Origin of the sequence: Oceanobacillus halotolerans, assembly GCF_010993955.1 — a bacterium.
Taxonomy (GTDB): Bacteria; Bacillota; Bacilli; order Bacillales; family Amphibacillaceae; genus Oceanibacillus_A; species Oceanibacillus_A halotolerans.
Genome location: NZ_WIXL01000006.1, coordinates 183,149 through 194,088, shown reverse-complemented (window position 1 = coordinate 194,088; position 10,940 = coordinate 183,149). Strand labels below are relative to the sequence as shown.

The window sequence follows — 10,940 nt, the reverse complement described above, 5'->3', positions numbered from 1 at the left end:
TTACGAAATTCTTAGCTTTCATTCGTACTTGACATACTGGTTGTTTTGTTCAGTTTTCAAGGAGCAAAATTCAAGTGTTGTCTTAGTGACAACTTTTTAATTATATCATATTAACTATATAAAGTCAATAAGTTTTTTTCAATAAGTGGGTCGCTGTTAAAGCGACTTTAATAATATAACATATTTGTGATTAAGAGTCAACAATTATTTTGTTGAATATTCATTCGTAAATAATAATATCTGTTCCCTTTCAGGAGCTAAATAACTATATCATATAACAACTAAACATTGCAATAGGTAATTTTTAATTTTTCGTCGCTAATTGCTGTGCGCTTTTTGCGACGGATTTAAATTTACCATGGTACGAAATGAAAGTCAACATTTTTTTGGGATAACGTTAGTGGTTATCTCTTCCAACAACAACCACAACATTATCCCCCTATCATAGAATAGCGAACATGTTCCTTTTCTTATGCATTGTTTACTTTATATACCCGTTTATAAACACCTTCCCCTTTTGTCTTTCTCCGTTCTATATGAATAATATCCTTTTCTACTAAATAAGCAAGGATCGTCGTCAGGTTCAGTTCGTATGGATATAATAATGGATGTTCCTTTAGCTCTGAATAAGTCCATGCATTATTTTTCGTTTGCATGACATCAATTAAATACTTAGAAGCTATTTTTGTACGCGAATGAATGAGCATATCGGTTGCCAGCAATAATAGTTCGATCCGCTTTTTTAGTTCTTCACTACTTCCAATTAATTCATTATAAAGTTTATATACTTCTGGATCTAAATTTTTCACTTGATCCCAAACTGTGATCTCTGGAAGATACCCTTTCTCTACTACAGCAAGACGAGCAATATAGTGGAGACAATGTACCATACGACTATAAGCATCTTTATAATGACCTAAGTCATATAAATCTCTGACATCATGATAACTCTTGATTAATTTTCCTAATTCAATGAGTTTCCGATGATCTCGTTTATCTTCTGGGAATGATCGAAGTTGGTCTTTTAAAGCTGCCATATATCCATTTCGATCAAAGATAATTCGTCCATACACGATCCACTCTGTTGCGATTCGATTTTCATTTTGATCAATCCATTTTGTTAATAAACTTTCCCGAACGATATGTAGTGCAACATCTTTATCTTCATCAAGCTCATAATGTTTCACATACCATGCTTTTTCAGCATCCTTTACAATAATCAATAATATACTATCAAAGTTTTCCGTAACTGGACTTACTGGTTTTGTTTTTTCTATGATAAGAACCCCTAATGTATTTGGGTCACTCGTTCGTTCCTGATAAATTGGGCGTACTAAACTTTCCATATATAATCCTCCAATAGATAACACTCTATTTTACTGTGATATACCATGTTATACGTAATTATATTACTTTATATAATTCGATATCATTTAGCAAAATCCTTTTTCCTATATAAAAAATGCAGTAAAATATGCTATAGTATCTAATGTAATAGATAGGAGGACAGACATGGGGCAATTAGTCTACTCAAGTAAAATAAATAAAATCCGTTCTTTTGCCTTAATCCTTATCTTTGTTGGGATTATTGTGATGTATGGTGGTATTTTAGCCAAAAAAATTCCATGGCTAATGACGATCTTCTTCATTCTAGGGATCTTATTCATTTTATTCAGTATGGTGGTTTATTTTTGGATAGGAATGTTATCGACAAGAGCAGTACCTATTATTTGTCCGAACTGTGAAAAACCGACAAAAATGCTTGGACGAGTGGATGCTTGTATGCATTGCAAACAACCATTAACATTGGATAAAGATTTAGAAGGCAAAGAGTTTGATGAAAAATATAATACAAGACGTTACCGAAGAGAAAAGAATAAGCAAGATAAAACGAAATAAATCAACTATAAAACTCCAGTTACATATCCTTGTACTGGAGTCTTTTTAATTCTTATTTTTCACTATCAATTAATGCTTTTGGGTGTCGACGGCTTGGCATTCTTCACATTTACCATACAATTCCATACGGTGATGACTGATTTCAAAGCCTGTAACTTGCTCTGCTAGCGATTCCACTTCATCTAGAGACGGGTAATGAAAGTCCACGATCTTCCCACAATCATTACAAATGATATGGTAATGCTCAGATGTATTACAATCAAATCGACTTGAAGCATCTCCATATGAGAGTTCACGAACGAGACCTATTTCACGTAATACACGTAAATTATTATAAACAGTCGCAACACTCATATTTGGAAATTTACCTTCTAATGCTTTATAAATCTCATCTGCAGTTGGATGAGTCATCGCGTTTAAAAGATATTCAAGTACGGCATGACGTTGTGGTGTAATTCGCACGCCTGATTCTTTTAATGTATCGATCGCTTGCTGTAACTTTTTTTCAGACATCGTCATGCACCTCGCTTTCACCTAGTATAATTAATATTTAATAAAATTATTACTTTATAATCCTTATAATTAGTGTACTTGTTATTGCATTGTCCTGTCAATATAAGTATATTGAAATATCGGATACATTATTACATTTATCACGTTTTTTACCATGAAAACCTTTAACGAACAAAAGCTAGAAGTGCACGGTTAGCGACGTACGGACTACACCTGGCCATGCCAGGTGGTTCGATGTTGTCGCGCAAATCGACGGTCTTAATCGAACATTCCCTCATAGGAGATAAAGGAAACACGGCGACCATAAGAAGTCGATGTTGACTTATTGTACGGAGGTGAAGAAAGTCTCGCTACAATTTAGCACTGGAGCTGGCCGTGGTTGTTCCTATTGTTCAGTTATTCATAGGTCTAATTTTTATAATTTCCAAGACGCAAAAAAGCAACTCCACGTTAAGGAGTTGCTTTCTTTTTTTACACATCCACTTGTAACGGAATTTCTTCGCCATCTAATGCTTGATTGACATAGCGTGCTGCAACAAATAAAAAATCGGACAAACGATTTAAGTAGGAGACCACCAGCGGATTCACTTGTTCCTCTCCTAACCCGACTGCTGTCCGCTCAGCTCGTCTTGCCACTGTCCGTGCTGTATGAAGTGCACTTGATGCAGGGTGACCTGATGGTAAGATAAAGTTCTTAAGTGGGGTTAACGATTTGTCCCATTCATCAATTTTAGATTCTAATTCATCAATATGTTCCTGCTTCAGTTTCCACGTTACTTCTTTATCACTTGGTGTTGCCAGTTCTGCTCCCACATGGAATAAAATCGTTTGAACACGGTGCATGGTACTTAGAAATTCCTCTTTTTCTTCCCAATTTTCCTTCGATACATAGCTTAAGGCTAATCCAATCATCGAGTTCGCCTCATCACATGTCCCGTACGCTTCTACACGGAGATCATTTTTCGGTACGCGTTTTCCATAAATTAAAGACGTTTTACCTTTATCCCCGGAACGAGTATAAATCCGCATGTTAATACCCCCTGTTAGGATCGATCTTATTCGTTAAATCTGTACGACCTTCTTGGTAAGCTTCTAAGTTTTCCTTAAATATAGCCAAGGCACGTCTTACATAATGTGGCGAACGACCAGACATATGTGGTGTCACCGTAATGTTTTCCTCCATCCAAAACGCATGATCTCTTGGCAATGGCTCTTCATGGAACACATCCAATACCGCATGGTCAATCTCTCCATTACGTACTGCCTTAAGCAAAACTTCGCTGTCTACCACATTGCCGCGCCCCATGTTTAAAAAGATGGCATGATCTGGAAGCTGCTCGAAGCTATTATATGTAAATAAGTTGTCTGTTTCCTTCGTACTCGGGAGTACTGACACGAGGAAATCTGCTTCTGGCAACAGTTCTACTAGCTGTTCGGTTGTGAACGTTTTATCAAAAAACTCCACCGCTTTCCCACTTCGAGACACTCCATATGTTGTCATACGGAAAGCTTTTGCTAAACGAGCCACTTCCTGACCAATTGCGCCAGTCCCAGCAACAATCATCGTCTTTCCAGTGATCTCCTGTAGTCTAGCAGAACGATCCCAATTACGATCTTTTTCTTGCTGGATTAACACTTTTTCACTACGCGATACTTGCAACAACATGGAAATGGCATACTCTGCCATTGGAACTTTATGAATACCACGTGCATTGGTCACGATAATTCCTTTTTCACGGATGACATCTAATGGCATTTTATCTAAACCTGCTGATATAACCATAATCCACTTTAAGTTCACTGCCTTCTCCACTAGTTCACCCGTCAGATCTTCCCCATATGTTACTAAAACTGTGGCTTTGTCTATATGCTCTTCTGCTTCTGCCATATTGTCACAAAAAGTGAACAATACAGTAGGAAATTGTGTTTGTAAGCTAGTTTTATGTTTTTCTGATAATTTTGCTGAAAAAAGGACTTCCATTCCATTTCTCCCTCCAAAAAAGTTTGTACCTCTATCATAGCGGTTTTTACATAGACTGGAAAGGGGGAATGTTCAAAATTGTTTAATAAGATGAAACTTCAATCAGTGCGGATTTCCTTTCCTCCCCCACTGATTGTTAGTTGAACGAATCGGACATTTACGGGCAGTTTGATCCCCCTCTTATCTTTCTTGGATCTCCTAAGAAATCATTTTCTATAAAAGGCAATGCTAAGCTAGGCCCTTCATCATTATTTTTTTGAAGGGCTTAATTGCATTACAATAAATTAGAGATCCATTTTCATGATAGATGGTGGGCTTGCTCAAGGCGAGCCATGGTTGTTTCTTACCTTCTAAAAAATAGCATACCAATGTTAATTGATATGCTATCCAATGCTATTATATAGGTTTATGCTAAATTTTCCCGAATAAATTCTAGTGCTTCTTGAACGTGTCCTTTTACTTTTACTTTGCGGTATTCTTTTCGCATTTTTCCTTCTTTATCAATAATAAAGGTAGAACGTTCAATGCCGTAATATTCTTTTCCAAAATTTTTCTTTAATTTCCAAACATCATAGGCTTCTGCCACTTTATGATCCTCATCTGCTAGCAACATAAACGGTAAATCGTGCTTATCGATAAACTTCTGATGGCGTTCAACTGGGTCTGGACTAACCCCGATTATGACGGCATCTAAGTCTTGGAAGCTTTTTTGTGCATCACGAAAGTCACATGCTTCCGTTGTACAGCCTGGTGTCATATCTTTCGGATAAAAATAAAGCACAACATGCTTTCCTCTAAAATCAGATAGATTTACCAACTCGCCATCCTGATTCGGCAATGTAAAATTTGGTGCCTCTATCCCTATTTCAATACTCATCCGAAATACCTCCATATCTAATCAATACTATAACAAGTATGATAGCATATAGAGTGTGGAATGCAAAAGATTCACGTTATTGTTCTCTATCCCGTTGATTCGTTTGAACAAGACGTAGCACAAATGCTGTTGGTAAAATATAACCGATCATCGCCTCAATTAAAGCAATTAGTCTACCAATTCCAATTGGTGTAATATCCCCATAACCAATTGTCAGTAACGTAACCCCACTGAAGTATAAGGAATGAATCAAGGTACCAATTGTATTAACTTGCCGCAGTTCTCCATTTTCGACCAACGTAATATGCTGGAAAGAAAGGATAAAATAAATAAGCGCAAACCCAATAATAACAATGCTATATATGACAAGTAGTGTGTAAAATAGCTCAGCTGAAAAGTAACTCCCTGATCGTTCCATATAGGCACGTACATTTTTGCCTCGAATAAACTTCACAATACTACGAATCAAGATATAGCAGATGATGATTAGTGCGATCCAAGAAATAATATCCATCTCTCCCCACCCTTCCATTGTCATTCTATGCTCCTTTGTGAAATAGCTTGTCATTTATTTTTTTATCTTTTTACGATAGGATAAATAGAGAGAAGATTAGGAGGTCATAGCCACAATGAATTTTTCAACATCAAAGCAATTACATACAGAAGCATTAGATCATATTGTAGGTGGTGTTAATTCACCATCACGCGCCTACAAAGGGGTAGGTGGCGGAACACCTGTTTATATGGAACATGCCAAAGGTGCTTACTTCTGGGATGTCGATGGAAACAAATATATAGATTACTTAGCAGCATATGGGCCTATTATTACAGGACATGGTCATCCACACATTGCTGAGGCAATCTCTAATGCCGCAACAAATGGTGTACTGTATGGAACACCTACACGTCTAGAAAACCAATTTGCTGAAATGCTTAAGGATGCTATTCCATCCTTAGATAAGGTTCGGTTTACAAATTCTGGTACCGAAGCCGTGATGACAACGATTCGTGTTGCACGTGCCTATACAAACCGAAATAAAATAATCAAGTTCTCTGGTTGCTATCATGGTCATTTTGATGCTGTATTAGTTGAAGCTGGATCAGGTCCTGCAACACTAGGTACACCAGATTCTGCTGGTATTCCACAATCTGTTGCACAGGATGTCATTACCGTTCCATTTAATGATTTGGATGCCTTTCAACAAGCACTAGATCATTGGGGAGATCAAATTGCAGCAGTATTAGTGGAACCAATCGTTGGTAACTTTGGAATCGTCGAGCCGAAAGAAGGATTTTTACAAGCTGTAAATGACCTAACACACGAGGTTGGTGGACTCGTTATTTACGATGAAGTCATCACCGCTTTTCGTTTCACCTATGGAAGTGCACAACAGGTATACGGTATTGAACCGGACATGACGGCCATGGGTAAAATTATCGGAGGTGGCTTGCCAATCGGTGCCTATGGTGGAAAACAAGACATTATGGAACAGGTTGCACCACTTGGACCTGCCTATCAGGCTGGAACAATGGCTGGTAACCCAGCATCGATGGCAGCAGGAATCGCTTGTCTAGAAGTATTACAAGAAGATGGTGTTTATGAGCAGCTTGATCAATTAGGCGAACGCTTGGAAAACGGAATCCTAGAACAAGCGAAACGGTATGGCATTTCTATTTCCGTTAACCGCTTATGTGGTGCCTTAACGGTTTACTTTGGTGATACAGAGATTACCAATTATGAACAAGCAGATGCTAGTGACGGGGAAGCTTTCGCGACATTCTTTAAATTGATGCTCGAACAAGGTATTAATTTGGCTCCATCTAAATTTGAAGCCTGGTTCTTAACTACCGCACATACGGAAGCAGATATTGATCAAACAATCGAAGCCGTTGGACATGCCTTTCGTCAAATGGCAGAAAAATAACGTCATACTCCGCGTTACATGCGGGATAAAATCGTGTTTTAAAAAAGCCTATGAGACAGGATACGTCTCGTAGGCTTCTTTATGGATTGTGACTGTTTTTGGAAAGGCTGTTTTCTAAAAGATTGTTGCTTTTAGGTATGAGACATCCTGCATATAAGACGGATGATGTGACGTGAATGGTAACATATGAATTATATTAAAAATCGATACAGAACAAACGGTAATAAACACAAAGAAAAAATCCATTAGATCGTTTCTATCGGACCGGAATGAACGGATCACCTCTCGAATAGTCCGTTAGAACACCTCTATCGGACCAGAATCAACGGATCACCTCTCGAATAGTCCGTTAGAACATCTCTATCGGACCGGAATCAACGGATCCCCTCTCGAACAGTCCGTTAGAACATCTCTATCGGACCGGAATCAACGAATCACCTCTCGAATAGTCCGTTAGAACATCTCTATCGGACCGGAATCAACGGGAATAAAGCCAATAGAACATTAAATGATCCAAAGAATAACTACAACAATTGCATACGTCTAAACGTAACGGCCACTAGTTACTGCTCAGCACATAGATAATGCATATAAAAAACAACAAAGTATACGAAAAGTGCCTTTGGAAAAGTACTGGAGATGATCTCTCTGTTATTACTTTTTATTAACCTCTTGCATTAGGTAACAGAGATGGCATTCCGGTGATGGAATAGTACGTTGAGCAATCCCCATCCAACACCATATCCATATTTACCGTTTCGTAACAGGTATCCAAATTTCGCTTTCCACTGATGGGGACGTTAAATCGGGACTGTTGATCGACAAGATTTCTGGTCCATTGACTTGTAGATAGGTAGAGGATGGGAACCATTCAGAATAAATACGTCCCCATGTTGCTTGTAAATCATCTGGAAACGACCCTATCAATGTAAATACGGCCCACGTATAGGCAGGAACGTCAAGTTCTGAAAAATCTTCAAGGGTATTTTTAGTCGTTGCCACTCCTATATAGTGATCTAAAGCCCCTTTTTTCTCCATACGACCTTCAGAAAAATTAGTAAATGCTTGGATCATCCCTTTTGGTTATATGTCAGAAAGTTCAGTGATTTGTTTGATTTTCCCGCTATCTAACATGTTCCACATTGCATTGATTTCCAGGTTTTCCCCTTCGAAGACAATCGGGACTCGTTTCATAATACCAACAATTTCAAATGGATTTTTTTCCTCCATACGATAGTTCATTTCACTGCCTCCTCGAATCGATAATTGGAAGGTCATGCGTGGGTATGCTTTTAGTGCTTGACCATGATTTCTCGCTTCAGATGGTGTGATTCCATATAAACTATGAAAAGCTCTCGTAAATGAATCTGGTGAATGATACCATACTTCAGCGCAATATCAATAATTCGTCTCTCGCTCTGTTGTAATTCAAATGCGACTAGTGTTAACCGTCTTCGGCGAATGTATTTGGATAATGAAATTCCAGCAAGAAAAGAAAACATTCGACTAAAATGGTATTCTGAGCAATAGGCTATCTTTTCCACTTGTTTAAAGTCTATATCTTCTGAGCATGTTCCTCAATATATTTTACTGCTTCATTCATATCCTTTAGCGAATCCATTGATTGACCTCCTCTTTCCTAAACATAACAGAGTTTACTACATTACCTCCGACAATTCATGCACATGTGTGTAGGGTACACTATTTTTCATAAAGTGAAACTTCATTCAGTGGGGTTTCCTTTCCTCCCCCACTGATTGTTAGTTGCACAAATCAGACATTTTCGGGCAGTTTGATCCCCCACTTATCTTTCTTAGATCTCCTAAGAAATCTTGAAGTGGGGGTCTTACTTCCCGTTACATGCGGGATAAAAAAACAGGGATACAACCCATATAGATTGTACCCCTCTCCGTTATCATGTATGACTATATTCTGGTGTATCGAGGTTTTGCACTTGATATAAGTTATAATAACTTCCGCGCATTCGCATTAATTCTTCATGGGATCCTACTTCTTGGATTTCTCCATTTTCAATAACGACAATTCGATCAGCATGTGTAATCGTTGCAAGTCGATGTGCGACAATGAAGGTGGTTCGATCTGATGCTAGCTTTTCAACTGCTTCTTGAATCGTATGCTCACTCTCTAAATCCAGGGCAGATGTCGCTTCATCAAAAATTAAGATTGGTGGATTTTTTAGAAATACCCGAGCAATGGCAATTCGTTGTTTTTGACCACCTGAGAGTTTGACACCACGTTCCCCTACTAAGGTATCATATCCATGCGGCAAATCCTTAATAAAGACATGTGCATTAGCTGCTGTTGCGGCAGCAATGACTTCTTCATCTGTCGCATCAGGATTTCCCATTCGAATGTTCATCGCAATCGATTCACTAAATAAAATGTTATCCTGCAACACCATTCCGATATGATCACGTAATGAACGTGCTTTGACATCTCGAATATCTGTACCGTCCACTTTGATGGAGCCATTTGTCACATCATAGAATCGTGGGATCAAGCTAATTAACGTAGATTTTCCGCCACCACTCATTCCGACAAAGGCAATCGTTTCTCCTTTTTCCACATGTAAATTAATATTTTTTAATACTTCTTCTTCCTCTTCTTCATATTTAAAGGTTACACTTTCGATATCAATGACACCTTCAACATGTTGAAGTGTTTCCGCATTTTCTTTATCTTTGATGTCATATTTTTCATTCATTAATTCAAACACCCTGTCAATTGAAGCAATCGATTGGGTTAAAACAGTCGAAGAATTAATGAGTCGACGTAATGGACTATAAACCCGCTCCATATATCCGACAAATGCCACCATCGTCCCCATTGTTAAATTACCACTGATTACTTGATAACCAGCAAAGGCGATAACCAATAGTGGTGCCAAATCTGTGATTGTGTTCATCACAGCAAAGGTTTTCGCATTCCAGTCTGTATGGTTTAATGCCTTGGATAGGAAGTTTCCATTTTGACCTTCAAACTGGTCCTGCTCATATTCTTCTAACGCAAAGCTTCTGGTGACTGGAATTCCTTGTACACGTTCATGCAAGTGACCTTGAACCTCTGCTAATGCTTGCGAACGTTCCCGTGTTAACCGACGTAATTTGGAATAAAAGAATTTCACGGATATTCCATACAGTGGGAATAAAATGATTGCGCCTATCGTGAGCCAGAAATCCATCGACATCATAATACCTATGGCAATTAAAATTGTAACCATATCTAGCCACACATTCATAAGACCTGTTATGACAAAGTTTTTCGTTTGTTCGACATCATGTATTACCCGGGAAATTATTTCGCCAGTTTTCGTTGTCGAATAATAGCGTAAGCTCAGTTTTTGTAAATGATCAAATAATCTATCTCTAATATCATATAAAATCGTATTGCCAACCCATTGTGCTAAATATTGGCGAATGTATTCTACTGGTGGCCGCAAAATAAGAAATACTACAAGCGAGATTCCCATAATCCAAAACAACTGGGATATTTTTTCTGAGTCTGTCATGTTTGGTGCATTAATAATATCATCGATGACAAACTTTAAAATTAACGGAATTAATAACGGGATCGCAAACTTAATCACGCCAATTAAAATTGTCCATACAATCTTCCATTTGTATGGCTTTACATATTTCATGTACTGCTTCACACTACTCATACATTTACCTTCCCCTTATATACTCTGATGTGGTAAAAGCTCATCCATTTGCAGACGATTAAT

9 protein-coding genes and 1 pseudogene are annotated in these 10,940 nt (G+C 38.0%); 2 read left to right on the top strand and 8 right to left on the bottom strand.

Annotation, left to right across the window (positions count from 1 at the left end; all coding sequences use genetic code 11):
- Positions 1 to 470: 470 nt before the first annotated feature.
- Positions 471 to 1,346: a nucleotidyltransferase-like protein gene (locus GHC26_RS09600; RefSeq protein WP_163971042.1), complete on the bottom strand. Its 876-nt coding sequence runs from the start codon at positions 1,344 to 1,346 to the stop codon at positions 471 to 473.
- A gap of 166 nt (positions 1,347 to 1,512) precedes the next feature.
- Between GHC26_RS09600 and GHC26_RS09595 the strand changes: the two genes are divergently transcribed.
- Entirely contained in the window at positions 1,513 to 1,899 is a 387-nt protein-coding gene (locus tag GHC26_RS09595; RefSeq protein WP_163971041.1) for a YgzB family protein, read from the top strand.
- 69 nt (positions 1,900 to 1,968) lie between these two features.
- Here GHC26_RS09595 and perR read toward each other — a convergent pair whose 3' ends face one another.
- From perR to GHC26_RS09570, 5 genes are all read right to left on the bottom strand, one after another.
- Complete coding sequence (gene perR / locus GHC26_RS09590) at positions 1,969 to 2,412, bottom strand: peroxide-responsive transcriptional repressor PerR (protein WP_163971040.1); 444 nt, start codon at positions 2,410 to 2,412, stop codon at positions 1,969 to 1,971.
- A 471-nt stretch (positions 2,413 to 2,883) separates the two neighbouring features.
- Positions 2,884 to 3,441 carry a cob(I)yrinic acid a,c-diamide adenosyltransferase gene (locus tag GHC26_RS09585; protein WP_163971039.1) on the bottom strand — a complete coding sequence of 186 codons (558 nt, stop codon included), beginning with the start codon at positions 3,439 to 3,441 and terminating at the stop codon, positions 2,884 to 2,886.
- Between the two features lies 1 nt (position 3,442).
- The gene (locus GHC26_RS09580) at positions 3,443 to 4,393 is read right to left on the bottom strand and encodes a D-2-hydroxyacid dehydrogenase (protein ID WP_163971038.1); all 951 of its coding nucleotides are present in this window, start codon (positions 4,391 to 4,393) and stop codon (positions 3,443 to 3,445) included.
- Between the two features lie 406 nt (positions 4,394 to 4,799).
- A complete protein-coding gene (bcp, locus tag GHC26_RS09575) occupies positions 4,800 to 5,270 on the bottom strand; it encodes a thioredoxin-dependent thiol peroxidase (RefSeq protein ID WP_163971037.1) in 471 nt (156 codons plus the stop codon).
- A 76-nt stretch (positions 5,271 to 5,346) separates the two neighbouring features.
- Positions 5,347 to 5,808, bottom strand: a complete 462-nt coding sequence (locus GHC26_RS09570; protein WP_226376909.1) for a potassium channel family protein — start codon at positions 5,806 to 5,808, stop codon at positions 5,347 to 5,349.
- A gap of 91 nt (positions 5,809 to 5,899) precedes the next feature.
- Here GHC26_RS09570 and GHC26_RS09565 point away from each other — a divergent pair, with 91 nt between their 5' ends.
- Positions 5,900 to 7,195 (top strand): glutamate-1-semialdehyde 2,1-aminomutase, encoded by a 1,296-nt coding sequence (locus tag GHC26_RS09565; RefSeq protein ID WP_163971036.1) that lies wholly within the window; start codon positions 5,900 to 5,902, stop codon positions 7,193 to 7,195.
- 750 nt (positions 7,196 to 7,945) lie between these two features.
- Here the strand turns inward: GHC26_RS09565 and GHC26_RS09560 are convergent.
- Both GHC26_RS09560 and GHC26_RS09555 read right to left on the bottom strand, forming a co-directional pair.
- Positions 7,946 to 8,816: pseudogene (locus tag GHC26_RS09560) on the bottom strand (AraC family transcriptional regulator).
- Positions 8,817 to 9,110: 294 nt separating this feature from the next.
- Entirely contained in the window at positions 9,111 to 10,877 is a 1,767-nt protein-coding gene (locus GHC26_RS09555) for an ABC transporter ATP-binding protein (protein WP_163971035.1), read from the bottom strand.
- Positions 10,878 to 10,940: the final 63 nt, after the last annotated feature.